The sequence below is a fragment of the Bifidobacterium sp. H6bp9 genome, assembly GCF_032193695.1.
GTDB classification, from domain to species: Bacteria; Actinomycetota; Actinomycetes; order Actinomycetales; family Bifidobacteriaceae; genus Bombiscardovia; species Bombiscardovia kimbladii.
Genome location: NZ_JASTZY010000003.1, coordinates 140,658 through 166,382, shown reverse-complemented (window position 1 = coordinate 166,382; position 25,725 = coordinate 140,658). Strand labels below are relative to the sequence as shown.

Here is a 25,725-nt window from a genome sequence, read left to right as displayed (position 1 = left end):
CTTCACCGGGTCCACGGCCACGAGCTCCCTCAACCAGTCCACTCTTGCCAACAGCGCCGGATCTCAGGAAACCGGCTCAACCTCAGCCAAGGACACGACGAAAGAAAAGGCAGCCACCTCCAAGAGTCCGAATCTGGAGTCTAGACCCAAACTGACCGATCGCCAGGCCAAGGTCTTGGAAGCCATCAAGCGGCACCTGTCAGAGCGCGGATTCCTGCCCTCCTACAGGGAGATCGGCAGAGACGCAGGACTGCGCAGCACTTCTTCCGTCAAGCACCAGCTTCAGGTCTTGCAGGATCTGGGCTACATCCGTCTGACTGCCAACAAGGGACGTGCCATAGAGCTGGTCCAGGATCAGCCTGAGCCAACTGCTGGAATCGCCAAGATCATGCCCTTCCCTGATACACAGGCCGACGAGGCCATCATGCAGTCGCGCGACGTGCCGCTGGTCGGCAGAATTGCTGCCGGCCAGCCTATTCTGGCCGAGCAGCATGTGGACGATGTCATGCGTCTGCCCGAACGTCTGACCGGATCCGGGGAGCTCTTCATGCTTGAGGTCCATGGGGATTCCATGGTCGATGCCGCCATCTGCGACGGGGACTTTGTCGTCGTCCGCCGCCAGCAGGAAGCTGAGAACGGAGATATCGTTGCAGCCCTGCTTGACGATGGAGCCACGGTAAAAACCTTCCGCCGCGAGGAGGGCCACGTTTGGCTGATTCCCCACAACCCGGCCTACTCCCCCATCGACGGCACCCACGCCGTCATCATGGGCAAGGTAGTTACCGTTCTGCGCAAGGTCTGAAGACTACATGTCCAAATGCTCGCCGCTGCTATCCCGGTGGCCCTGGGGTTCTATCTGAAAGGTCGTGTGTTCGACCGAGACAGGGAAATGATCGCGCAGGCAGCGTTGCATGCTGGTAAGAATGCGTTCGCTCTCAACAGCCGTCGTGCCCTGACGCACTACCACATGCGCCGTCAGCTGCGGCAGACCGGTGGAAACACTGTTGGCATGCAGGTCATGTACCTCAAGTACGCCAGGCACGCCCTCCAAGTGCTTCCTGACCTTGGCCATGTCGAGGTCCGCCGGAGTCTCCTCGAGAAGCACAGAGACGCTGCTGGCCAGCAGTTTGATCGCGCGGGGAATCATCAGCAGAGCGATCAGGGCTCCCGCCACGGCATCGAACCCGGCCCAGCCGGTGATCATCATAACCACGGCTGAAACCAGGACCGCCACCGAACCCAATGCATCGTTAACCACCTCGAGAAAAGCGGCACGCATGTTCAAATTGTCCTTGTGCCCGGAGGCCAAGACCAGAATCGATCCCACATTGGCAGCCAGACCCAAAAGTCCGAAGAAGAGCAGCAGTCCCTGCTGATGGACCTGATCCCGACCGGGCGACCAGAGCCGCAAGACAGCCTCCACGATGGCATAGATGCCCACTGCCAGCAGAACCAAAGCACCGCCAGCCGCCGTGATGACCTCCAAACGGGACCAGCCCCAGGTCCGTCGGTTCGTTGGGCGGCGCTCCATCAAGACAGCAGTAACCGTGGAGGCGATCAGCACAGCCATGTCGGTCATCATGTGCCCGGCATCGACCAACAGAGCCAGGCTGCGGGTGACCAAGGCGCCGACGACCTCGGCTACAAAGACCGAGCCCGTCAGAGCCAGGGTCGTCAGCAACTGTCGACGATGGGCGGATCCGCCGCCCTGGATACCACCTTCATGAGCGCTCATGCATACCCCGATTCGTCAGACACCAAAGTATGCCACCAGCGGCTGCAAGGCAAGAGTTTTCTGTGAAATACTCAGAAGCCGAACTTGCTGGCAGTCTCCTTGAGAGTCTCGGCGGAGCGCTTCAGAGCGGCCAGTTCGCCGTCGCTCAGCGGAGTGTTGATGTGGGTGTTGACCCCGTCACGGTTGAGCACGCTGGGCACCGACATGCACACGTCCGATATGCCGTGGAAGTCCTCCAGCAAAGAGCTGACCGGCAGGATTCGGTCGGTGCCGTTGAGGATGGACTCGATGATGTCCACGCCGGACATGGCGATGGCGAAGTTGGTCGCCCCCTTGCCCTCGATGATCTGGTAGGCGGCGTTCTTCACCTCCTGGTGGATCTCCTCGCGCTTGGCCGCGTCCAAAGGCTCATGGCCAGGCAGCTCCATCCAGTCGCACATGGGCACCCCGCCGATGGTGGCCGAGCTCCAGAGCGGGACCTCGGAGTCGCCGTGCTCGCCGGCGATGTAGGCATGCACGTTCTTGACGTTGACACCGGTCTGCTGGCCGATCAGGTAGCGCAGTCGGGCGGAGTCCAGGTTGGTGCCCGAACCGAACATCTGGTTGACCGGCAGCCCGGACAGCTCCAGGGAAACTCTGGTGACGATGTCGACAGGGTTGGTAATCAGCAGGAAGATGGCGTTGGGGGCCACCTCGACCATCTGAGGGATGATGGACTTCATCATGTTGATGGTGGCGCCGGCCAGGTCGAGCCGGGTCTGTCCCGGCTTCTGCCTGGCTCCGGCCGTGATGACCACCATGTCGGCGTCGGCGCAGATCTGCGGATCGTCCGAGCCATCGATGGTGACCGTGGGGTAGAAGCTGGATCCGTGCTGCATGTCGCGGACCTCGGCCTCAACACGCTGGGCGTTGATATCCTCAAGGACGATCTCCCGAGCCACACCGCGCTGGGCCGCCGAAAAGGCCAGAGTCGACCCCACGGCTCCGGCTCCCACGATTGCTAGCTTGGTTGGCTTGATTGATGATTCCGCCATAGTTTTATGGACCTCTCTTATCGGAACCCGGGAAACGGGTTTGCCGCTGACAACATACGTAGTCTACCCAGCATAGATGACCTGGCGTGCACCTGCTCTTATGAGCTCAGCCCGGCTGATGGCGTGTCACCCGCTGAAGCCTGCAAGGGCTTCGGATCAATGGCCTGGTCAAGCACGGCAGCTGCCAGCCGGTCATCCACATCAGCGCTCAGCGCAACCCCATCGGCCCGGTATTCCAACGAATCCACCCGTCCCAGCTGCCGCACCTGCTCCAGCAGGGAGCCGCTGGTGTACGGGAGGATAGCCTGGACATGCACAGCGGGGGCGGGCAGCAGCTCCTCCACCCGTCTGCGCAGGGGCTCCAGACCCCGACCCTGCCTGGCCGAGACCAGGAAGGCCTCGGGCTCAAGGTTGGCGAGACGCTGCCGGGCATCCTGATCGATCAGATCAGCCTTGTTGAAGACCAGCAGGCGGGGAATGGACTCAGCGCCGGGGATGTCTGCCAGCACGGCGTCCACAGCCCTGATCTGCCCGAAGGGATCGGGATGGGAGCCGTCTACGACGTGCAGAATCAGATCGGACTGCCCCACCTCCTCCAGGGTGGATTTGAAGGCCTCGACCAGCTGGGTGGGCAGACGGCGTACGAACCCGACCGTGTCCACGTAGACGTAGAGCCGGCCGTCTGCCGTCTTGGTGCGCCTGACGGCCGTATCCAGCGTGGCGAAGAGGGCGTTCTCCACCAACTCCTCGGAGCCGGTCAGCCGGTTGGTCAGCGAGGATTTGCCGGCGTTGGTATACCCCACCACGGCCACTGCCGGCAGCTGGTAACGCCGACGCGACCCACGCTTGACCTGGCGCGAGGGGGCCATCTGGGCGATCTGACGCTTCAGCCGGGAAATCCGTCGTCTGATGACCCGACGGTCGGTCTCGATCTTGGTCTCTCCCGGGCCGCGGGAGCCTATGCCGCCGGCCTGCCCTGCAGCCTGGCCGCCGGCCTGGCGGGAGAGGGATCCGCCCCAGCCGCGCAGCCTGGGCAGCATGTACTCCAATTGGGCCAGCTCCACCTGGGCCTTGCCCTCGCGGCTGGTGGCATGCTGGGCGAATATATCCAGAATCAAGGCTGTCCTGTCGACCACTTTGACCTTGGTGACATCCTCAAGGGCACGTCGCTGGGAGGGATGAAGGTCGTCATCGGTAATGATGGTGTCGGCGCCCAGCCCAGTTACGATATCCGCCAGCTCCCGTGCCTTGCCCGAACCCAGGTAGGTGGCCGGATCCGGCTTGACCCGCTGCTGGAGCAGCCCGTCAAGCACCTCGGCCCCGGCCGTCCGCGCCAGGGCGGCCAGTTCGCGCAGGGACTCCTCGGCCTGACCGACCGTGGTCCGCGAACCCGACCAGACGCCGACTAGGACCACCCGCTCCAGACGGACCTTGCGGTACTCCACCTCGGTCACGTCCTGGAGCTCGCCCAGTCCCTCGACATGGCGGAAGGCATTGCGCCGGCTGCGCTCCTGCCACTCCTGATCCTGGTCCTGCCCGACCTGCCCCTCGCTGCCGGTCAGCACCTCGGACTTGTGGGCGAGCGGGTCCTGGTGGGCATCGACAACTGCTGAACCATGTTCTTGGGTCGGTTTTTCTTGGGTCAAAGGCACCTCTGCATTGATCTATGGACTAGGGAACGAATCCGGTGTAGGCGGAATCATGACACAGTCTTTATTATCATCTTCTTAGCAGACATCAGCGGATGCCCGAGGGACGGGCAGATTTCAAAGACGGACAGGATGGACATGACGCACAGGGACCATGGCAGCAGCCGGGGGCAATCCTCCAGGACCGGGACGGACGGAGGCGAACAGTACTTCGTAGCCCGTCCAGCCTCCCCCGACCAGCGGCGGACCATCCAGGTGGAGCTGGCCGGCCGCACCTGCCAGGTGGAGGTCTCCCACGGGGTCTTCTCTTCAGGCAGGCTTGACCTGGGCACTTCGGTCCTGCTCAAACGCGTCCCCCAACCCCCGGCCGAGGGCGATTTTCTGGACCTGGGCTGCGGCTGGGGTCCCATCGCCCTGAACATGGCCATACAGTCGCCCAAGGCCAACGTCTACGCTGTAGACACCAACCTGCGAGCCCTGGATCTGACCGCCCGCAACGCCCGATCCCAGAACCTTGACAGGGTGCATACCCTGACCCCGGAACAGGTGCCGGACGATCTGCGCTTCGACCTGATCTGGTCCAATCCGCCCATCCGGGTGGGCAAGGCGGCCCTGCACGACCTGCTGATGACCTACCTGCCCAGGCTGAAGCCCCAGGGCCTGGCCTACCTGGTGGTTCAGCGCAACCTGGGCGCCGACTCCCTGATTCCATGGCTGGCTGACGCCCTGGGCCCCGGATGGACGGCGGATAAGTATGCCTCGTCCAAGGGCTACCGGATCATCGAGGTGGGCCGGGCATGAGGTTCGAGTATCCTGCCGAGCTGCCCATCAGCGCGGCCAAGGAGGACATCGTCCATGCCGTGCAGTCCTCCCAGGTGGTCATCGTCTCGGGCCAGACCGGCTCAGGCAAAACCACCCAGATCCCCAAGATCCTCCTGGAAATGGGTCGCGGCGACCACGGCCGCCAGATTGTGCACACCCAGCCCAGAAGGATCGCCGCCAGAACCGTGGCCGAGCGCATCGCCTCGGAGACGGGCACCAGGCTGGGCGATCAGATCGGCTACCAGGTGCGATTCACCGACAAGTCCAGCCGAAGCACCCGTCTGCGAGTGGTCACCGACGGCATCCTCCTGGCGCAGATCCAGGGCGATCCGCAGCTGCGGGCCTACGACACCATCATCATCGACGAGGCCCACGAGCGCAGCCTGAACATCGACTTTCTGCTGGGGTACCTGACCGCCCTGCTGCCCAAGCGGCCCGATCTGAAGCTGATCATCACCTCGGCCACCATTGATTCGGTCAAGTTCCGCGACCACTTCGCCAAGGCCCTGCACACCCAGGTGCCCGTGCTGGAGGTCTCCGGCCGCACCTATCCGGTCCAGACCCTCTACGAGCCTGCTGGGTCGGCCCCTGCCCTGATGCGGCATGTCCCCGGGTTCGACTCCGAGAAGGAAGGCCCGGACAGGGAGGAGCCCGACATGCCTCAGGCGGTGGCCCGGGCCTGCGCCGAGCTGGTCATCCACTCCACCCACGTGGACGGTCCCAGGGACATCCTGGTCTTCGCCGCCGGAGAACGCGATATCCGCGAGTACGAGACCGCTCTGCGACGGCACTTCGGCCCTCGGACCTCCGACATGCGCCGACCGGACGCCCTGGAGATCATCCCCCTCTTCGCCCGCCTGTCGGCCAAGGAGCAGCACCGGGTCTTCGAAAGCCACGGCCATCAGCGCATCGTCATCGCCACCAACGTGGCCGAAACCTCCCTGACGGTGCCGGGCATTCGCTATGTGGTGGATCCGGGACTGGCCAGGATCAGCCGCTACTCCAAGTCGGCCAAGGTCCAGCGCCTGCCCATCGAACCTATCTCCCAGGCTTCAGCCGATCAGCGGGCGGGTCGCTGCGGGCGCGTGGCCGACGGCATCGCCATCCGTCTGTATGCCAAGGATGACTATGACGCCCGTCCCAAGTTCACCGACCCGGAGATCCTGCGCACCTCCCTGGGCTCGGTCATCCTGCACATGCTCTCGGTGGGCGTGGCCCATACGGCCGAGGACGTCACCGACTTCGGCTTCATCGATCCGCCCGACACCCGTGCGGTCAGCGACGGTCTGCGGGAGCTGACCGAGCTGCAGGCCATCTCCCGCCGGCAGGGCCTCATCCGGCTGACCAATCTGGGACGACGGCTGGCCAGGATCCCCATCGACATCCGTCTGGGCAGAATGATCCTGCAGGCCGGCCAGGACGCCACCCCGGACACCCTGGCCGCCGTTCTGGTGGTCGTGGCCTTCCTCTCCCTGCAGGACCCTCGCGAGCGCCCGGAGGAGAAGCGCGAGGAGGCCGACAGGATCCATGCCCGCTACGAGGACCCCTCCAGCGACTTCCTGACCGCCCTGAACATCTGGAACCGCTTCTTCCCGCAGGACAAGGAGCCATCCAACGGGGCCCTGCGCAAGGCCTGCAAGCAGGAGTACATGGCCTTCCTGCGCATGCGGCAGTGGCATGACCTCTACCGGCAGCTGGCCCAGATGTGCCGGGGCCTGCACATGAAGGTAGGCTCCCCCGTCCCCGTCAAGGGTCCGGACCAGGCTCTGCTGGCCCTGCCTATGGGGCAGCAGGCGGCACACGCCCTGATCTGCTCCTGGGACGACCAGGGCATCCATCGTTCCATGCTGGCCGGCCTGCTCTCCAGCCTGGGCATGCAGGTGATCCACGAGCCCAAGGCCTCCGATTTCGCCGGCCTGCATGGCGCGGCCCGGGCCAAGGCCATGAAACGGGCGCGCCGGCAGGCCAAGAACGACTACCAGGGGGCGCGCGGCACGCATTTCGCCATCTTCCCCGGATCTGCGCTCTCCAAGGCCAATCCGCCCTGGATCATGGCCGCCGAGCTGGTGGAGACCTCCCGGCTCTGGGCTCGCTGCTGCGCGGCCATCGATCCGGCCTGGGCCGAACCCCTTGCCAAGTCCCTGACCAGGACCACCTACGCCGAACCCCACTGGTCGGCTTCCCGTGGTGCCGCGGTCGCAACTTCCAAGGTCCTGCTCTACGGTCTGCCCATCGTGCGCGACAGGACCGTCCAGTGGGCACGGATCAACCCCGGCCAGGCCCGGGACATGCTGATACGCCAGGGCCTGGTCCAGGGCGACGTGCGCGAGCGCTTCCCGCATGACGGCTTCATCCAGGCCAACCGGCAGGTGCTCAGCGAGGCCGGTGAGCGGACCAGCAGAACCCGCCAGGCGACCGGCGCCGTCACCGAGGAGGACCTCTACGACTTCTACCAGGAGCGCATCCCCCAGGAGGCCACTTCCCTGGCCGCACTGGGCTCTTGGTGGCGGCGGCACCACGATGCGGACCCCCACCTGCTGGACTTCGACCCTGACAAGGTGGAGCGCCTGAACGACCAGTCCGCCTCCTACCGACCCGGAGACTACCCCGACCACTGGCACACCCTGGGCACCGACGGCCGGCCCATGGATCTGCCCCTGACCTACCGCTATCAGCCGGGAGAGCCGGACGACGGCATCACGGTCCACATCCCCCTGCACTGCCTGAACAAGCTGACGCCCGGACAGTTCAGCTGGACCGTGCCCGGCCTCCTGGACGATCTGATCACAGCCACCATCAAGTCCCTGCCCAAGGCCCTGCGGGTCCAGTTCGTACCCGCCCCTGACGCCGCCCGGACCATCCGCGCCTGGATAGACGGCCACTATCCCCTGCTGCCCGGCGCCGATCCTGACCCGGCAGAGCAGGCCACCTACGGATCGGCTGACCAGCAGTCTGCGTCCGGGAACGAAAACGGTGCAGAAGCCATCCCCGCCGAGGGCTGGCCGGACTTCGAGCAGGCCTTCACCGCCGCGGCCATAGACACGGTCGGAGCCCAGCTGCACCCGGAGGTCTTCACCCAGGACAGGCTGGAACGACTGCCCGACTACCTGCGGCCCACCTTCCAGGTGGAGGAGAAACGGCGCCACGGCCATCCCAAGGTCCTGGGCCGGTCCAAGTCCCTGACCGACCTGCAGCGCGACCTGGCCGGACAGGCCCGGCAGTCGGCCCGGTCCCGGGTTGACTCCCAGGCCAGCAAGGCCGCCCGACAGGGCCAGGTGGTCAAGAGCGCCGACCTGCTTCACCAGTCCGGTGCCACCACCAAACCGCGAGAGGAGCTGCTCTGGCAGGCCGCCCTGGGCAAGCTCCACCTGCCTGCCCAAAGGATCTCCTCGCGCTGGCTGAGCCGGGAGGCCCTGATGCTGGCCTCGGCCCCCTACCCGGACACCTCCGCCCTTGCCGAGGACCTGCAGATGGCTGCTGTCAAGCGCCTGATCCCCCACACCGAGGCCATCACCGACGACCGGTCCCTGCAGGAGGCTGTGGCCGGCGTCAGCCAGGTCTACGAGGACACCGTCTACCAGTTAGCCAAGGATGTGGTCGCCATTCTGGAGACCTCGGCCCAGGTGGACAAGGCCGTGTCTGGCCCCGCCGATCTTCCCCTGCTCTCGGTCCTGCAGTGGATCCGCCAGCACGCCGGCGGATTGGTGGCCAAGGGCTTCATCGGCGCCGACCCGCCCTATGCCCTTCCCCGCCTGCGCACATATCTGAAGGCGGACCTGATGCGCCTGAACAAGGCCCGCAGGGACAAGGACCGTGACGTACGATGGGCATGGCAGGCGCAGACCGCCCAGGATCTGGTGGACCAGGCGGCCAAGGCGGCCCAGGCCCTGCCCGCCGGTCCCGGACGAGACCAGGCCATGGACCGTGCGCGAAGGGGACGTTGGATGATGGAGGAGTACTTTGTCTCCATCTGGGCCCAGGAGCTGGGGACGGCCATCCCTGTCAGCCTGCAACGGATCAGGAAGGTGCTGGAAGGAAAGCCATGAGCACGAAACCATCGGGACGATCACGCAGGGGCAGCACCAAACGCGGACGGATGACCCTCCGCCGCGCGCAGACCCTTGGGGCCGCCCTGATGGCCATAGTCCTGGTGGTCGCCCTGTGCATCCTGGCCGTCCGCTTCGTCTCCTACCGGCTGATGGTCGGCCGCGTCATCCGCCACCAGGAGGAGCTGTCCCAGGAGTACGTTTTCAATCCAGGCAAAATCATCACCGATCACCGCTTCCATGACACCGTCGATATGAACGCCGACGATGTCCAGGACTTTTTAAACAAACACGAGGCCTCATGCAGCGGATCCACCTGCCTGCGCAGCCTGCAGATGGATGTCCCCGACCGTCCCGGTGACGGTCTGTGTGATGCCTACAAGGGCGGCAAGAGGCAGAGCGCGGCTCAGATCATCGACGGTGCCGCCCGCTCCTGTGGAATCAGCCAGAAGGTCCTTCTGACCATGCTGCAAAAGGAGCAGCATCTGGTGGCCACCAACCAATCCCCCACACAGGTCCAGCTCAAGTCGGCCATGGGCCTTTCCTGCCCAGACGATGCAGACTGCGACACCCGCTATGCCGGATTCTTCAATCAGGTCTACGGGGCCGCCCACCGATTCCGCTACTACCAGGCCCATCGGGACCAGTATGCCTACCAGACCAAGGCCCTGAACGATGTGCGCTTCAGCCCCGATGCCTCCTGCGGCAGCGGCAAGGTCTACATCGAGAACGACGCCACCGCCCTGCTCTACATCTATACGCCCTACCAGCCCAACGAGGCAGCGTTGCAGGCAGGCGACGGCGAAGGCGACCGCTGCTCGAGCTACGGCAACCGCAACTTCGTCATCATCTACAACAACTGGTTCGGCCGATCGGACCAGTGAGCCCCGGTTTCAAAGCCTGGGCAGGTAGTAGGCCAGCTCGTAGGGGGTGACCTGCCGGCTGTATCCGGCCCACTCCCGACGCTTGTTGCGCAGGAAGTACTCAAAGGTCTGCTCGCCAAGCACCTGGGCCACGAAGTCCGACTTCTCCATGACCTTGAGCGCCGCGTCCAGACTGTCAGGCAGGGGCTCGATGCCCATGGCCTGCCGCTCGGCGTCGGTCAGCTCCCAGACATCATCGCTGGTGGGCTCGCACAGGGTCATCTTCTGCTCGATCCCGTCCAGGCCGGCAGCCAGCAGCACCGAATAGGCCAGATAGGGGTTGGCCCCCGGATCCAGCCCGCGGAACTCCATCCTGGCCGAGTTGCCCTTGCCGGGCTTGTACTGGGGTATGCGCAGGAGGGCGGACCGGTTGTTGTGCCCCCAGCAGACGTAGCTGGGCGCCTCGGCCCCGCCCCAGAGACGCTTGTAGGAGTTGACATACTGGTCGGTCACCGCGCAGATCTCGGCCGCGTGGGCCAGGATGCCGGCGGCGAACTGCCGGGCCGTCTGGGACATGTTGAACTCCTGGCCTACCTCGTAGAAGGCGTTGGTGTCCCCCTCGAACAGGCTCAGATGGGTGTGCATGCCCGATCCAGGCTGGTCGGTGAAGGGCTTGGGCATGAAGCTGGCGTAGATCCCCCGCTCCAGGGAGATCTCCTTGACCACGGTCCGGAAGGTCATGATGTTGTCGGAGGTGGTCAGGGCGTCGGCATAGCGCAGGTCGATTTCGTTCTGCCCCGGCCCGGCCTCGTGGTGGGAGTACTCCACCGAGATGCCCATCTGCTCCAGCATGTTGACGCAGGCCCGGCGGAAGTCCATCCCCGGGCTGCGGGGCACATGGTCGAAGTATCCGCCCTCGTCGATGGGGGTCGGGTTCTGGGACCAGTCCTCCTGATTCTCGAACAGGTAGAATTCAATCTCCGGATGGGTGTAGAAGATGAATCCCTTCTCCTTGGCCTTGGCCAGGGCCCGCTTGAGCACGTGCCGGGGATCCCCGCTGCTGGGCTCGCCGTCCGGGGTGAGCACGTCGCAGAAGATCCGGGCTGTGCCCTGCGGCCCTCCCCTCCAGGGAAGGATCTGGAAGGTGGACGGGTCGGGCTTGACGATCATGTCGTCCTCGGAGACCCTGGTCATGCCCTCGATGGCCGAGCCGTCAAAGCCCAGCCCCTCCTCGAAGGCCACCTCCAGCTCGGTGGGCGCTATGGCCACCGACTTCAGGGTTCCCAAGACGTCGGTGAACCAGAGGCGAATGAACCGGACATCGCGCTCCTCGACAGTGCGCAGCGCGAACTCCTCTTGCTTATCCATAGAGCTTATGCTCCCATTCCTATATTTCGCAGACTTGCTTATAGCGTTAACAATGCTTTGAGACCAGGTCCAGTGCCTGCCCCAGGGTGAAGGCCCCCTCATAGAGGGACTTGCCCAGAATGGCGCTGTCCACGCCCCGATCCACCAGACCCAGGATGTGGCTCAGGTCATCCAGGCTGGATATGCCGCCCGATGCCGTCACCTTGGCCGGGGTCCGGTCAGCCACCTGTCCCAGCAGATGCAGGTTGGGGCCGGTCATCATCCCGTCGCGGGTCACGTCGGTGACCACGTACCGGCTGCACCCGTCCCGGTCCAGCCGCTCCATGGCCTCGAAAAGGTCCCCGCCCTGTCTGGTCCAGCCCCGGGCGGCCAGGGTGTGTCCGCGCACGTCCAGACCCACGCACACTTTCTGTCCGTAGCGAGCCAGGACCTGGCTGGTCCACTCCGGGTCCTCCAGGGCCGCCGTGCCGATGTTGACACGGGTGGCACCTGCATCCAGGGCGGCCTCCAGGCTGGCATCGTCACGGATGCCGCCGCTCAACTCCACCTTGACGCGATCCCCCAGCTGGTTGACCAGGGCGGCCAGCTTGTCACGGTTGTCTCCTGTGCCGAAGGCCGCATCCAGATCCACCAGGTGGAGCCACTGGGCACCCTGGTCGACCCAGGCCTTGGCTGCATCGGCAGGCTCGCCGTAGACCTTCTCGGAGCCGGAGACCCCTTGCCTGAGGCGGACCGCCTTTCCGTCGCGGACATCGACAGCGGGTAGGAGCGTCAGCATCTCATTCACCTTTCTCGGAGGGGATCCCGGAAGCCCCGGGAAGGGTCCGCACCCAATTGGTCAGCAGCCGCGCCCCGGCCTGACCGGACTTTTCAGGATGGAACTGGGTGGCGCTCAAGGGACCGCATTCATAGGCGGCCACGAATCTGCTGCGCCCATAGGTGGCCCAGGTAACCAGCGGTTCGCCGAACAATGCGCCCTCTGTTGACCCTGGCTGACTGTCGCTGTGTTCATTCAACGCCGATACTCGTAGGGACAGATCGGGCTGCGCCACGCCGGCCCGTTCATCCCCCTGCACCGCCATGGCGGCATAGGAGTGGACGAAGTAGAAGCGCTGGTCCTGGACCCCTGCCAACAGTCGTGTTCCCTGAGGCGCCTGGACATGGTCCCAACCCATATGGGGCACCACGTCAGCGTCCAGCCTGGTCACCCGACCGGGGATCAGGCCCAGGCCGGGCTCGCTGCGGCCGTCCTCGTCCCCGAACTGGAACATGATCTGAAGGCCTATGCAGACCCCCAGGACCGGCAGCCCTTGGGCCAGGCGATCCAGGATGATGCGGTCACCGCCGACGGCGCGCAACCCTGCCATGCAGGCCCCGTAGGCCCCCACGCCGGGGATGACCAGGCCGTCGGCCTTCATGGCCAGGTCCGGGTCGGCGCTGATTTGCGCATCGACCCCCAGCTGGGAGAGGGCATGCACCATGGATCTGACATTGCCGAACCCATAGTCAAACACCTGTATCCTGGTCATGTTCCTCCTAGCAGGTCTTTTGCCTGAACGTTTACTCGACGCGGCCCTGGCGAGTCGATCCGCCGGCTCCGAACCTGGTGTGCGAGGCGATGATGCCCATGGCCTTCTCGCGGTTGTACTCCCCCGAGTCGAAGATGGCGGCCCCATCCTGGCGCAGCCTGTCCACCGTGGTGGTCCCGATCATCAGGTCCTCCACGAAGTCGGCGGTGGCGGCAAAGAGGATGGGCGGCGCGAGCGTCTGCCCCGACTGCCCGCTGATCCAGAGGGTCACTTCGAGTTTGTCGGCCCGGTTGACCGCCAGGATGGCGCTGAGCCCGGATACGACCGTGGTCAGATCGCGGATGGCCGCCTCGGGTCCGTCCCCGTCCAGGTTTCTCAGGACGGCCACGGCACCCTCACGGGCCTGGATGCACCAAGCTGAGATATCGGATATCTGGCAGAAGGCCGCCAAAAGCTCTGCCGAAGCCAGACGGGTCACCATGACGGCGGCCTTGGCCCGATTGCCGATCAGGCCTTCCAGCTCTTGATCGAAATCGGCAGCAACGCCATCAGCCTCATCCGGCTCCACCGACGATTCGTCAGCGGGCCCGGAATCCAAACCGGCCTCGTCAGCCACGCCTGATTCGGTATGGCCAACAGACTGATCCGCCTGATTCTGGCCTTCATTGAACTCGGCCTCAAAGCTGGCCAGGGCCCGCTCGACCTCCTCCTCGCTCAGATGGTGGACGGAATCCGGCAAGCCCTGATCCTCGCTGTCATTGTTGTCGTGTTCATCAGCACTCATAGCGACCCCTTGGTGCTGGGGATCCCCTTCACCCTGGGATCAGGCTCCACGGCGAAGCGCAGAGCCCTAGCCAAGGCCTTGAACTCAGCCTCGGCGATGTGGTGCGGATCCCTGCCCGACAAGAGGGTCAGGTGCAGGCAGATGCCGGCATGCAGGGCGATGGACTCCATGACGTGCCTGACCAGGGAGCCGGTGAAGTGCCCGCCGATCATGGCATACTCGAACCCCTCAGGCTCGCCGGTGCAGACCGCATAGGGCCTGCCGGAAATGTCGACCACGGCTCGTGCCAGGGCCTCGTCCAGGGGAACGGTGGCGTCGGCGAAGCGCTTGATGCCCCGCTTGTCGCCCAGGGCCTGGGCCAGGGCCTCGCCAAAGACGATGGCCACGTCCTCGACGGTGTGATGGACGTCGATCTGGGTGTCCCCGCTGGCCTTGATGGTCAGGTCGATCAGGGAATGCCTGCCCAGGGCCGTCATCATATGGTCATAAAAGGGAACCGAGGTGTCGATATCGGTCACTCCGGTGCCATCCAGGTCCAGACTCAGGCTCACCTTGGATTCACTGGTCTGGCGGGTGATGGTGGCTGTTCTGCCTGCCATAGCTGCTCCTCCGCTTTCTGCCGCGCTCTCCAGTTCGCACTGTGTCTTCTGCACGGCGTCTAGACCACCAGCATAGCCGTTCGGCTGGTCTGCATCCTCCTAGAACCGCTTGAGAACATGGACCAGGGTTTGACGGAATCGATCCATCTCCGCGTCCGTGCCCATGCAGACCCTCAGGTAGCCCTGGGGACCCACGGCCCGGATCAGCACGCCTTCATCCTTCATGGCTTCGAAGACGGCGTCCCGGTCGGGGAAGATGCCGAAGAGGATGAAGTTGGACGCCGAGGGCACCACCGTCAAGGGCCGGCCATGGAACTTCTGTCCGGCCAGCCACTGGGCGGTCCGCCGACGGGTCTGGCGAAGCTGATCCACCCGGGCCAGCTGGAGATCCGTGTGCTCCAGGGCAGCCAGGGCCGCAGCCTGGGTCAGGGCACTCAGGTGGTAGGGCATTCGGACGATGCGGACCGCGTCGACTATTCCCTGGGATGCGGCCAAATAGCCCACCCTGGCGCCAGCGAAGGCGAAGGCCTTGGACATGGTCCGGCTGACTGCCAGATGGTCGTACTGCCCGATCAGGCTGACCGCCGAGGGCGTGCCCGGGTCGCGGAACTCGATATAGGCCTCGTCCACGACCACGATGGGTCGGGCGGACTGATCCGCGCCTGCTACAGGAACCTTGGAGCAGGCCTCAAGAAGCCTGGTCAGCTGATCCATGGGCAGAGGCGTCCCCGTGGGATTGTTGGGGCTGGTCACCAGCACCATGGCTGGCCTCAAAGCCTTGATGCGTTCGATGGTCGTATCCATGTCCAGGCTGAAATCAGGCAGCCGGTGGGCCAGTTCCCAGTCAGTGAAGGTGTCCCTGGCGTACTCGGGATACATGGAGTAGGTCGGATCGCAGCCCAAGGCGGTCCTGCCCGGTCCGCCGAAGGCCTGGAAGAGCTGGAGCATGATCTCGTTGGACCCGTTGGCCGCCCAGATCTGCTCGGGCTGGAGCGAGGTCCCTGATTCCCTCTTCAGATAGGCCGCCAGGGCCCGCCGCAGGTCCTCATGCTCCCTGTCCGGATAGCGATTGAGGCCGGGGGCCACCTGGCGCACACGCTGGCAGATGGCCTCGACCACCTCCTGGTCCAGGGGGTAAGGGTTCTCGTTGACGTTCAGGCAGACCGGGACATCCAGCTGGGGGGCGCCGTAGGGCTCCTCCCCTACCAGGTCCGTGCGCAGGGGCAGATCGGCTGGTATGGCACTCACCGCAGACCGGCCTTCTCTTCGTTGGCTTCAAGGTCGGCCTTGTCATAGGGGTCGTCCAGGAACCGGCTCAGGATGCACTCGCCGTGGGCGGGCAGATCCTCGGCTACCGCGAAATCGTTGATCTTGGCCGCGATGGGCTTGAGCCCCTCCTCGTCATATTCGATGACTTCGACAGGCTTCATGAAGGTGTGGACGCCCAGGGCCACGTCGAACCGGGCGGTTCCGCCGGTGGGCAGGACGTGGTTGGACCCGGACATGTAGTCGCCCAGGGGAACAGGAGAGTATGGACCGCGGAAGATGGCGCCCGCGTTTCGAATCCGGTCGATGACGGCATCAGGATCGGCCGTCTGAACCTCCAGATGCTCGGCTGCATAGGCATTGGCCACGTCGATGGACTGGTCGATCCCGTCGGTCAGGATGATTCCCGACTGGTTGCCGCCCAGAGAGGTGCGCACCCGGTCGGCATGCTCGGTCCGAGGCACCCTGCGCCCCAGAGCCTCCTGAACACCCTGGGCCAGATCCTGGCTGTCGGTGATCAGCACCGAGCCGGCCAGCTCGTCATGCTCGGCCTGGCCGATCAGGTCTGCCGCAACCCAGTCGGGGTTGGCCTGCCCGTCAGCCAGAATAGCGATTTCCGTGGGGCCGGCCACGGCGTCGATGCCCACCATGCCGGAGACCATCTGCTTGGCTGTCGCCACGAAGATGTTGCCCGGGCCGGTGATCTTGTCAACCGGATCGCAGAGAATCTCCCCGTCCTGGGGCTCGGACCCCTTGGCCCCATATGCGAACATGGCCACGGCCTGGGCGCCGCCCACGGCATAGACCTCGTCCACCCCCAGGATGGCGCAGGTGGCCAGGATGATGGCCGCTGGCAGACCGCGGGGATCGTCAGAGGCGGGCGGAGTGGCCACAGCCAGGGAATCGACACCGGCAATCTGGGCGGGGACCGCGTTCATGATGACCGATGAGGGGTACAGGGCCTTACCTCCAGGCACGTACAGACCCACCCGTTGAACCGGGATCCACCGCTCGCTAACCCGGGCGCCGGGTGCCAGGTCGGTGGCCATGGGCTTGGGCACCTGGGTGGTGCACACCTTGCGGATGCGGCTAACGGACTCCTCGATTGCCGCCCTGACCTTGGGATCCAGCCCATCCAAGGCCTCCTGCATGGCCGATGCCGGAACCCTCAGATCATGGGGACGCACATGGTCGAACCTCTCCTCCAGGTCGCGCAGGGCCGCAGCCCCATGCTCGCGCACCTGGTCCAGTATGGGCCGCACCTGGGCGCTGGCCTCCCGGGTACCCATATCGGCTCGGGGCATGGCGGCGAGGAGTTGGGCGCGGGACATGGTTTTCCCGCGCAGATCCATGGTTCTCATCATGAGCTTTGACATACTTTGATGGTAGTGAACTTTTGTGTCGCCAAAGCCAGCGACTCACCGCCGTCCCATATGGTGAGACGGTTCCGGGCGCATCCTAGGCCGACGGCAGGCAGGAGGGTCCGAAGACCGACTTGATCTCGGCCATCATGGAGGTGTCGTGCCTGGTGCGGAATCCGTCGCCAAAGGTCAGCAGGCGGACGTTGCCCCGGTCGTCGGTGACCGCCAGACGAACCTGGCAGTAGCCGGGGTGGGACTTGAGTATCCGGGCCAGCCGCTCCATGTGCCCCCGATCCAGGGCCTGCCTGGGCAGGGTGATGGTCAGAGGCCGCTCGTCCGCCGACTCCAGGACGGGCACCTCCATATCGGTGACGCGGATGTTGGTGGCCTCGTCCCGCAGCTCGACCACACCCTTCACCCGGATGACCGAGTCCAGGACCAGGTCGTCGGAGTGGGCGTCGTAAATCTTGCCAAAGAACATGCACTGGATGGAGCTTTCCAGATCCTCGATGGTGACGATGGCCCAAGGATTGCCCTTCTTGGAGACCCGTCGGTCAACAGCCGTGACCAGCCCAGCCAGGGTCACCGCCTTGCCGTCCATGCCCTTGGACCGGTTGAGCAGCTGGGCGATGGACATGTCACGCATGCCAGCCAGAACCGAAGTCATGCCGCTCAAGGGATGGTCGGACACGTACAGACCCAGCATCTGCCGCTCGAAGTTGAGTTTGGTGGACTTGTCCCACTCGTCGATGTCAGGCACGGTCACCTGGGCGTCGCCCAAGGCATCCTGCTGGGGCAGATCGTCATCGGGGTCGGCGAAGAGATCGAACTGGCCCTCGGCCTGCTTGCGCTTGATGGGCATGACCTGGTCGACGGCCTCGTCATGGATCTGGAAGAGTGCTCTTCTGTTGGGGTCGATGCCGTCGAAGGCGCCGCCCTTGATCAGGGATTCCACGGTTCGCTTGTTGAGCACCTCCATGGGCACCCGCTTGACGAAGTCCATAAAGTTGACATATTTGCCGCGGGGCCCCTGGCGTTCCTTGATGATGTCCGCCACCACCTTGTCGCCCACATTGCGTATGGCTCCCAGGCCGAAGCGGACCACGTCGCCGACAGCGGAGTACTCGGCCACGGACTCGTTGATGTCAGGCGCCAGGATGCGGATGCCCATCCTTCTGGCCTCACCCAGGTAGAGGGCGGTCTTGTCCTTGTTGGTCTTCTCGTTCTGCAGCAGAGCGGCCATGAACTCCACCGGATAGTGGGTCTTCAGGTAGGCGGTCCAGTATGCGATCAGGGCGTAGGCCGCGGAGTGCGCCTTGTTGAAGGCGTAGCCGGAGAAGGGCACCAGGACGTCCCAGACCGCTTGGGCGGCCTCCCGGGAGTAGCCGTGCTCTTTCATGCCCTGGAAGAAGGGCACCTGCTCCTTGGCCAGGACATCGGGCTTTTTCTTGCCCATGGCCCTTCGGAGCACGTCGGCTCGGCCCAGGGAGTAACCGGCCAGAATCCGGGCTGCGGACTGGACCTGCTCCTGGTAGACGATCAGACCGTAGGTCTCGTCAAGCACGCCCGCCAGGGGCTTGGCCACCTCCGGATGAATGGGCTCGATCTTCTGCAGCCCGTTCTTGCGCTTGGCATAGTTGATGTGCGAGTTCATATCCATGGGCCCTGGCCGGTAGAGGGCGATCAGGGCGGAGATGTCGTTGAAGTTGTCGGGCTTGAGCATGCGCAGCAGGGATCGCATCCCGTCGCCATCGAGCTGGAAGACGCCCAGGGTGTCGCCCCGGGAGAGCAGCTGATAGGTCTCCTTGTCGTCCAGGGGGACCTTCTCGATGCTGATGGGCTCCTTGCCATTGCGCTTGATGTTGGCGACCGTGTCCCTGATGACCGTCAGGTTGGACAGCCCCAGGAAGTCCATCTTGACCAGCCCCAGGGTCTCGCAGGTGTGGTACTCGAAGGTGGTGGTCACCGTGCCGTCGGTGCGCTCCATCAGCGGCGAGGTATTGGTGATGGGGTTGGAGGCCATGATGGTGGCGCAGGCGTGCACACCGGTCTGGCGGATGATGCCCTCGATGCCCTTGGCCTCCTCGGTGATCCGCTTGACATCCGGGTTGGACTCGTACAGATCGCGGAACTCCTTGGCCTCCGGGTAGCGCTTGGACTGGGGGTCGAAGATCTCCTTGAGGCTCATGTCCTTGCCGTTGACCGTGGGCGGCAGGGCCTTGGTGACCTGGTCGCCCACCGAGTACTCGTAGTCCATGATCCTGGCTGAGTCCTTCAGGGCCTGCTTGGTCTTGATGGTGCCGTAGGTCACGCACTGGGCCACCTTGTCGGAGCCGTACTTGCGGCCCACGTAGTCCAGGACCTTCATGCGCCCCTCGGGGTCGAAGTCCACGTCGATATCGGGCAGGGAGACGCGCTCGGGGTTGAGGAAGCGCTCGAAGATCAGCCCGTGCTTGAGCGGATCCAGCTCGGTGATGCCCATGGCGTAGGCCACCATGGATCCTGCCGCCGATCCACGGCCCGGCCCCACCATGATGCCATGCTGCTTGGCCCAGTTGATGTAATCGGCCACCACCAGGAAGTATCCGGTGAACTGCATCTGGCAGATGACCCCGCACTCGTAGTCGGCCTGGTGGGAGACCTCCTCGGGCACCCCGTCCGGGTAGCGGTTCTTCAACCCCTCGTCCACCTTCTTCAGGAAGAGGGAGGTCTCGTCCCAGCCCTCCGGGCAGTCGAAGCGGGGCATGAAGGCCCCGTCCTCGTGATCGTCGAACATGACGTTGCAGCGTTCCGCGATCTCCAGGGTGTTGTCGCAGGCTTCGGGGAACTCCTTGAAGATCTCCCGCATCTCCTGGGCCGAGCGGATGTAGTAGCCGGTGCCGTCGAACTTGAAACGGCCTGGATCGGTCAGCCGGGATCCCGAGTTGATGCAGAGCAGGGCATCCTGGGCCGAGGCATCCTCCTTGCGCACATAGTGCGAGTCGTTGGTGGCCACCAGGGGTGCATCCAGACGACGGGCGATCTCCAGCAGTTCCTTGGTCACGCGATGCTCGATCTCCAGCCCGTGGTCCATCAGCTCCACGTAGTAGTTCTCCTTGCCGAAGATGTCCTGGAACTCCCCCGCCGCCCGCAGGGCCTCGTCGAACTGGCCCAGCCTCAGCCTGGTCTGGACGATGCCCGAGGGGCAGCCGGTGGTGGCGATGACCCCCTGGTGGTAGGTGGACAGCAGATCCTTGTCCATGCGGGGCCACTTGCCGACCAGACCCTCCAAATTGGCCATCGAGGAGGCCTTGATCAGGTTGACCAGACCCGTGTCGTCGCTGGCCCAGAGGGTCATGTGGGTGATGAAGCCGCCGCCGGAGACATCGTCGGAACGCTGCTCGTCGGTTCCCCAGTGGACCCGGCTCTTGTCCTGGCGGGCAGTCTCAGGGGTCACGTAGGCCTCGATGCCGATGATGGGCTTGATGTCGGCATCCACGGCCGTCCGCCAGAGCTCGTAGGCCCCGTGCATGTTGCCGTGGTCGGTGATGGCCACGGCCGGCTGCCCCAGCCGCCCCACCTCGGCAACCAGGTCGGGGATCCTGCTGGCCCCGTCTAGGGTGGAATAGTGGGTATGGGTGTGAAGGTGAACGAAGTCTGACCGGGTTGAGGACATATCTCCAACTTACCCAGGACCCTGGCCGAATCGCTGGAGTCCGCTAGCTGCGTATACCAGTGGCGCTCTGGCGTTCGATCTGCAGGGCGCGGCGCAGATCAGCCGGATAGGAGGAGACCACCTTGGTCCAGATCTTGGTGCGGGGATGGCGGAATTCCAAGCGCATGGCGTGCAGCCACTGCCGCTTCAGGCCCAGCCTGTCCGCCAGGTCGGGGTTGGCCCCATACATGTGGTCGCCCACCAGGGGGTGTCCTATGGAGGAGAAGTGCACGCGTATCTGGTGGGTGCGCCCGGTCTCCAGATTGACGCTGACCAGGGTGGCCGAGCCGAAGCGCTCCAGTACGTCCCAGTGGGTGATGGCCTCCTTGCCTGCGGGGGTGACGGTGAAGCGGAAGTCCGAGACCCGGGCCCGGCCGATGGGAGCCTCGATGGTGGCCTTGTCCTGGGAAAGATTGCCCTGGACCAGGGCGTGGTAGATCTTGACCACCTCATGCCGAGCGAACTGCCGGCGCATCTCCTTGTAGGCCAGGTCGGACTTGCAGACCAGCATAAGGCCGCTGGTGCCTGCGTCCAGGCGGGAGACGATGCCCTGACGGCCCTGGGCCCCCATGGAGGTGATGTGGGTGCCCCGCTGCAGGAGGCTGCCCAGAACAGTTGGTCCGGTCCAGCCTATGGAGGGATGTGCCGCCACCCCAACCGGCTTGTCAACGACGACCACGTCCTCGTCCTCGTAGACCACGGGCATGTCCTCAGCCACCGGCTCCACCTGTGTGGCCGGCTCGGGTTCGTCCAGCTCTATCAGATCGCCGCTCATCAGGGTGGTGGCCTTGTTCACCCGACGGCCCATGATCCGCACATGGCCCTGGGCCACCAGATCGCTGGCCTTGGCCCTGGACAGGCCCAGCATCTTGGACAGGGCCATATCCAGGCGCCGACCCACCAGGGCATCCGGCGTGGGAAGAAGCCGGGTCACTTGGCTGCTCCCCCATGTTCTTTGGGTTGGGATCTGTCGCTGAACTGCACATTGCAGGCAATGAACGCCACCACGGCAACACCGGCCAGAGTCAGATAGATGTCGGCCACATTGCCCACCGACCATCCGTAGTCCAGAAAGTCGACCACGGCACCGTCAAGAAAGCCTGATGCATAGGCCACCCGGTCGATCAGATTGCCTGCCGCCCCTGAGAAGGCCAGGGAGAGGGCCAGGGTCCAGGCCATGGAGGTGGTCCGCAGGGCCAGAACAATGATGAGCAGGCAGGCGGCCAGAGCAATCAGGGATATGACCCAGGTACTCCCGGATCCCAATCCAAGAGAAGCCCCAGGGTTGCGCACCAGTCGCAGACCATGGAGAGGACCCGGCAGTGCCACACTGACCCCCTTGCCCAGCCGAGCCAAGGCCAAGGCCTTGGTCACCTGATCCAACGCTATGGCCACTGCCGCCAGAGCGACGAAGACGGCCACGCGCCCGCGCAGCCGTCTCTTGTATGTGTTCTTGGTCATTACCGGATGGAATCAGTGGGCCTGTTCGGACTTCTTTTCCATGGACTGGTAATTGCTGGTGTCCGAGATCTGGTTGATGAGCTGGTTGAGGAACTCGGTCAGCTTGCTGCGGTAGCCCGCCTCGAACTGCTTGAGACCCTGGATGTTCTCCTCCAGAACCTTGGACTGATCCATGAGCTTGTTCTTGACATCGGCGGCATAGCGGTCGGCGCTGTCGCGGGTGTTCTTGTCGTACTCCTGGGCACGGGTCTGCACCTGGGTCTCGTACTCGTCGGCCTGGGTGTGCTGGCGCTTGGAATAGGCGTCGGCATCGGAACGGGTCTTGACCGAGTACTCGTCAGCCTGGGAGCGTACGCGCTGTGAGTAGCCATCGGCCTCGGAGTGCACGCGCTTGGAATACTCGTCCACTTCGGCGCGGGTCCTCTTGGAGTAGTCCTCCGCCTTCTTGACGATGTCGTCGTGCTGGGCGTGGCCCTCGGCCACCAGCTGGGAGGCGTTGGCCTTGCCTTTGTCGACGTACTGATCGTGCAGTTGCATGGCCAGGGTGAGCATGGCGGTGGCCCTCTCGGGTTCGCTGCTGGCCTCGGCGCCAGCGCCCGCGATCCGCTGCAGGCTGCCCGTTTCGGTGGAGGGCTCGGCCTTGGAGACCTGCTGACGCAGCTGCTCCTCGCGCTTGCGGGACTCCTCCAGCTCCTTGTTCAGCTGTTCGGTGCGCTGTTGCTGCTCCTGAGAAGCCTTCTGGGCCTGGGTGACCTGCTGGCGGGCCGTGGCCATGCCCTGCTGGGAGGCATTGAGCTGGTTGGTCAGAGCCTGGACCTGCTGGCGGGCCTGGTCGCGCTCCTTTTGCATGGCCGTCAGCTGGTTGGTCAGCGCCTGGGTGTTGTTGCCCGCGGCGGCCTGGGCGGTAAGCTGGTCGATTTGGGAGTTGAGCTGCTCGACCTGACGCTTGAGCTGGTCGTTCTGGGAGGCCAGGGTCTTGACCTGGCTCTGGGACTCGGCCAGCAGTCGCTTGGTCTGGGCATCCACGGCAGGCTGTTGGGCGGCGGACCCCTGGGCCTGCTTCAGATCCCGGTTCTCCTTCTGCAGGGATTCGACCTGAGCCGTCAGGTCGGAAATCTTCGAGTTCAGCGAGGCCACATCGGTACCCAGGGACTGGGTGGAAGCGGCGTTGCCTTGCATGGCCTGCTTACCCAGAGCTTCAACCGTATCGGTGACCTGATCCAGGAAGTCGTCGACCTCGTCGACGTCGTAGCCTTCCTTAAACCGCACTGTCTGGAAGGTATGCTCCCTTATGTCATTAGGCGTCAATAGAGCCATATGTTTCTCCACCTCGCTTCAGGCCAACCAGCCCGATTGTGTTCTCTTACTGCATGCTAGCACGGAGTCTGCCGTATCCACGGTCTTGCTCTTACCCCAACAGCACCTGGATGATGATCAGGGCCGCGTAGAGCACCATGAAGGAGACGTCAAGCTGGATCCTGCCCATGGGCAGAGGCGGAATGTACCGGCGCAGCCAGCGCAGGGGCGGCTCAGTCAAGGCATAGATGACCCGAATGAGCGAGGCCACGAAGCCACGAGGGTACCAGCGAGGCGACAGAACCAGGACCCAGTCCAGAATCATCCGCACGAAGAGGATCAGCAGGTAGGTCTCATTGCAGATGTCTATCAGATATCGAATAAAAAGAAGAAGCATGCGTCTTTAGGCTCCTGCAGACACGGCTGCCAGGGCATCGCTCACTGGGCGAAAAGCCCCTTGGCCGAAGAGCCTGACTCGGGCTCCTCCACCTTGATGTTGACCTGCGCAGGACTGAGCAGAAAGACCCTGGGAGTGACCCGCTCGATGGACCCGCGTACCCCGAAGACCACGCCTGCCGAGAAGTCGACGATCCTGTAGGCCACCGACTCGGACACGCCAGTCAGGTTGAGGACCACCGGCACTCCGTCCCGCAGGGCCCTGCCGACCATCTGGGCATCCTCATAGGACTTGGGATGGATGGTGGTGATGCGGTTGATTCGGCTCTGGAAGGGCGTGGACTCGGCCTCCTGGCTGCTGGTCGTGGATTGCGGAGCCATGGGAGTCACAGAGTGATCGGTGTCGAAGCCATCGCGGGCCTCGTCATCGTCGGCCAGGTCGTCGTCATCGTCGTCTACGACGTCCGACATGCCGAAAAAGGACATTGCGTTCTTCATCAATCCTGCCATACCTGCTCCTTCGCCTGATTACCGCAGAAAGTCAGGGATATCCAGATATCCCGGGTCGGAGGTGCCGTCGTCGCCGGAGGCGGGGGGCACCACATCGTGTTCGGAAGTCTCATCTGACTCCGCCTGGGCGGAAGGGGTCGTCAGCGGCTGCTGGGGCTGCTGGACCGGGGCGGCTGCTGCCGGCGTGGAGGTCGTGTCCACTGCAGGGGCCGGGGTCTCGTCCTTCTTTGGTGTGGGATCGAATCCGGCGGCGATGACCGTGACCCGCACCTCGTCCCCGTAGGCGTCGTCCAAGGCCAGGCCCCAGATGATCTGCGCCTCGGGATGGATGGCATCCTGAACCAGCTGGGCGGCGGCAGATGCCTCCTGCATGCTCAGGTCGGTGGGGCCGGCCACGTTGATCAGGGCCCCGTGGGCACCCTCGATGCTCTCCTCCAGGAGCGGGGAGGAGATGGCGATCTCGGCGGCCTGGGTGGCTCGATCCTCGCCCCTGGCTGCGCCGATGCCGAAGAGGGCGGTGCCTGCATCCTTCAAGATGGCGGTGACATCGGAGAAGTCCACGTGAATGTAGGAGTTCATGGTGATCAGGTCAGTGATGCCCTGAACACCGGCCAGCAGGGCCGTGTCGGCGGTCTTGAAGGCATCCATGACCGAGACTGTGCGATCCGAGAGGTCCAGAAGCCGATCATTGGGGATAACGATAAGGGCATCGACCTCCTTGCGCAGGTTCTCGATGCCCGATTCGGCGGAAGCGGAGCGCCTGGGTCCCTCAAAGGTGAACGGCCGGGTGACTACGGCGATGGTCAGCGCGCCTTGCTGACGGGCTGCACGCGCAACCAAGGGGCTGGCGCCAGTGCCTGTGCCGCCGCCCTCCCCTGCAGTGACGAAGACCATGTCGGCGCCCTTGAGAACCTCTTCAATGTCGGACTGATGGTCCTGGGCAGCCTTGGCGCCCTTCTCTGGATCGGCTCCGGCCCCCAGGCCGCGGCTGTTGGCATCGGAAAGGGAGATCTTTACATCGGCTTCTGAGCGCAGGAGATCCTTGGCATCGGTATTGATGGCAACAAACTCGACATTCTGCAGACCCTCGGCGATCATGCGATTGACAGCATTGCCACCGGCTCCACCAACACCAACGACCTTGATGTTGGTCTTGTCGTTGAAATTGTCATTCTGGGCAATCTCGCTCACAGTATGCTCCCGTCACTCACGTTACGCTCAACTCTAGCGCAGGTCGTATACGCCAACACGCATTTGCCCACAGGCGTTCCGACCCTCCCTGACGGCCGTGGGCCTAGGGTCCGGGAGGACA

General features: G+C 64.3%; 21 protein-coding genes. 4 read left to right on the top strand and 17 right to left on the bottom strand.

The window, feature by feature from the left end; translation table 11 throughout:
- The first annotated feature begins 133 nt into the window (after nucleotides 1–133).
- A complete protein-coding gene (lexA, locus tag QRX40_RS05675; protein WP_045924302.1) occupies nucleotides 134–802 on the top strand; it encodes a transcriptional repressor LexA in 669 nt (222 codons plus the stop codon).
- A 3-nt stretch (nucleotides 803–805) separates the two neighbouring features.
- On the opposite strand, the gene QRX40_RS05670 is transcribed toward lexA, so the two are convergent.
- The 3 genes from QRX40_RS05670 to hflX form a co-directional block, all read right to left on the bottom strand.
- The gene (locus QRX40_RS05670) at nucleotides 806–1,735 is read right to left on the bottom strand and encodes a cation diffusion facilitator family transporter (RefSeq protein ID WP_144085482.1); all 930 of its coding nucleotides are present in this window, start codon (nucleotides 1,733–1,735) and stop codon (nucleotides 806–808) included.
- Nucleotides 1,736–1,806: 71 nt separating this feature from the next.
- Nucleotides 1,807–2,769 carry an L-lactate dehydrogenase gene (locus tag QRX40_RS05665; RefSeq protein WP_024627229.1) on the bottom strand — a complete coding sequence of 321 codons (963 nt, stop codon included), beginning with the start codon at nucleotides 2,767–2,769 and terminating at the stop codon, nucleotides 1,807–1,809.
- A gap of 98 nt (nucleotides 2,770–2,867) precedes the next feature.
- On the bottom strand, nucleotides 2,868–4,334 hold the full coding sequence (gene hflX, locus QRX40_RS05660) for a GTPase HflX (protein WP_313837027.1): 1,467 nt from the start codon (nucleotides 4,332–4,334) through the stop codon (nucleotides 2,868–2,870).
- A 222-nt stretch (nucleotides 4,335–4,556) separates the two neighbouring features.
- Here hflX and QRX40_RS05655 point away from each other — a divergent pair, with 222 nt between their 5' ends.
- The 3 genes from QRX40_RS05655 to QRX40_RS05645 are packed head-to-tail and all read left to right on the top strand — an operon-like array spanning nucleotide 4,557 to nucleotide 10,170.
- Entirely contained in the window at nucleotides 4,557–5,219 is a 663-nt protein-coding gene (locus QRX40_RS05655; protein WP_313836908.1) for a methyltransferase, read from the top strand.
- Entirely contained in the window at nucleotides 5,216–9,286 is a 4,071-nt protein-coding gene (hrpA, locus tag QRX40_RS05650; protein WP_313836907.1) for an ATP-dependent RNA helicase HrpA, read from the top strand. Before QRX40_RS05655 ends, hrpA begins: the two co-directional genes overlap by 4 nt.
- On the top strand, nucleotides 9,283–10,170 hold the full coding sequence (locus QRX40_RS05645; RefSeq protein WP_156147901.1) for a hemagglutinin: 888 nt from the start codon (nucleotides 9,283–9,285) through the stop codon (nucleotides 10,168–10,170). The genes hrpA and QRX40_RS05645 overlap by 4 nt, the downstream gene beginning before the upstream one ends.
- 9 nt (nucleotides 10,171–10,179) lie before the next feature.
- Here QRX40_RS05645 and glnA read toward each other — a convergent pair whose 3' ends face one another.
- The 14 genes from glnA to ftsZ all read right to left on the bottom strand — a co-directional run bounded on the left by glnA (nucleotide 10,180) and on the right by ftsZ (nucleotide 25,604).
- Nucleotides 10,180–11,517 (bottom strand): type I glutamate--ammonia ligase, encoded by a 1,338-nt coding sequence (gene glnA / locus QRX40_RS05640; protein WP_313836905.1) that lies wholly within the window; start codon nucleotides 11,515–11,517, stop codon nucleotides 10,180–10,182.
- Nucleotides 11,518–11,563: 46 nt separating this feature from the next.
- Nucleotides 11,564–12,295: a bifunctional 1-(5-phosphoribosyl)-5-((5-phosphoribosylamino)methylideneamino)imidazole-4-carboxamide isomerase/phosphoribosylanthranilate isomerase PriA gene (priA, locus tag QRX40_RS05635; RefSeq protein ID WP_313836904.1), complete on the bottom strand. Its 732-nt coding sequence runs from the start codon at nucleotides 12,293–12,295 to the stop codon at nucleotides 11,564–11,566.
- Between the two features lies 1 nt (nucleotide 12,296).
- The gene (hisH, locus tag QRX40_RS05630; RefSeq protein WP_313836902.1) at nucleotides 12,297–13,046 is read right to left on the bottom strand and encodes an imidazole glycerol phosphate synthase subunit HisH; all 750 of its coding nucleotides are present in this window, start codon (nucleotides 13,044–13,046) and stop codon (nucleotides 12,297–12,299) included.
- 31 nt (nucleotides 13,047–13,077) lie between these two features.
- Entirely contained in the window at nucleotides 13,078–13,830 is a 753-nt protein-coding gene (locus QRX40_RS05625) for a hypothetical protein (RefSeq protein ID WP_313836900.1), read from the bottom strand.
- Nucleotides 13,827–14,429: an imidazoleglycerol-phosphate dehydratase HisB gene (hisB, locus tag QRX40_RS05620; protein ID WP_024627238.1), complete on the bottom strand. Its 603-nt coding sequence runs from the start codon at nucleotides 14,427–14,429 to the stop codon at nucleotides 13,827–13,829. Before hisB ends, QRX40_RS05625 begins: the two co-directional genes overlap by 4 nt.
- A gap of 99 nt (nucleotides 14,430–14,528) precedes the next feature.
- Nucleotides 14,529–15,677 (bottom strand): histidinol-phosphate transaminase, encoded by a 1,149-nt coding sequence (locus tag QRX40_RS05615; RefSeq protein WP_313836897.1) that lies wholly within the window; start codon nucleotides 15,675–15,677, stop codon nucleotides 14,529–14,531.
- Nucleotides 15,674–17,071: a histidinol dehydrogenase gene (hisD, locus tag QRX40_RS05610; protein WP_306221889.1), complete on the bottom strand. Its 1,398-nt coding sequence runs from the start codon at nucleotides 17,069–17,071 to the stop codon at nucleotides 15,674–15,676. Before hisD ends, QRX40_RS05615 begins: the two co-directional genes overlap by 4 nt.
- Before the next feature lie 82 nt (nucleotides 17,072–17,153).
- Complete coding sequence (dnaE, locus tag QRX40_RS05605) at nucleotides 17,154–20,711, bottom strand: DNA polymerase III subunit alpha (protein ID WP_313836895.1); 3,558 nt, start codon at nucleotides 20,709–20,711, stop codon at nucleotides 17,154–17,156.
- A 43-nt stretch (nucleotides 20,712–20,754) separates the two neighbouring features.
- On the bottom strand, nucleotides 20,755–21,684 hold the full coding sequence (locus QRX40_RS05600) for an RluA family pseudouridine synthase (RefSeq protein WP_045924078.1): 930 nt from the start codon (nucleotides 21,682–21,684) through the stop codon (nucleotides 20,755–20,757).
- Nucleotides 21,681–22,211: a signal peptidase II gene (locus QRX40_RS05595; RefSeq protein ID WP_313836894.1), complete on the bottom strand. Its 531-nt coding sequence runs from the start codon at nucleotides 22,209–22,211 to the stop codon at nucleotides 21,681–21,683. The genes QRX40_RS05600 and QRX40_RS05595 overlap by 4 nt, the downstream gene beginning before the upstream one ends.
- A gap of 12 nt (nucleotides 22,212–22,223) precedes the next feature.
- On the bottom strand, nucleotides 22,224–23,528 hold the full coding sequence (locus tag QRX40_RS05590; protein WP_101432110.1) for a DivIVA domain-containing protein: 1,305 nt from the start codon (nucleotides 23,526–23,528) through the stop codon (nucleotides 22,224–22,226).
- A 91-nt stretch (nucleotides 23,529–23,619) separates the two neighbouring features.
- Complete coding sequence (locus QRX40_RS05585; RefSeq protein ID WP_313836893.1) at nucleotides 23,620–23,904, bottom strand: YggT family protein; 285 nt, start codon at nucleotides 23,902–23,904, stop codon at nucleotides 23,620–23,622.
- 41 nt (nucleotides 23,905–23,945) lie between these two features.
- Entirely contained in the window at nucleotides 23,946–24,413 is a 468-nt protein-coding gene (locus tag QRX40_RS05580; protein ID WP_313836892.1) for a cell division protein SepF, read from the bottom strand.
- An 18-nt stretch (nucleotides 24,414–24,431) separates the two neighbouring features.
- On the bottom strand, nucleotides 24,432–25,604 hold the full coding sequence (gene ftsZ, locus QRX40_RS05575; protein WP_313836890.1) for a cell division protein FtsZ: 1,173 nt from the start codon (nucleotides 25,602–25,604) through the stop codon (nucleotides 24,432–24,434).
- Between the last annotated feature and the right edge of the window lie 121 nt (nucleotides 25,605–25,725).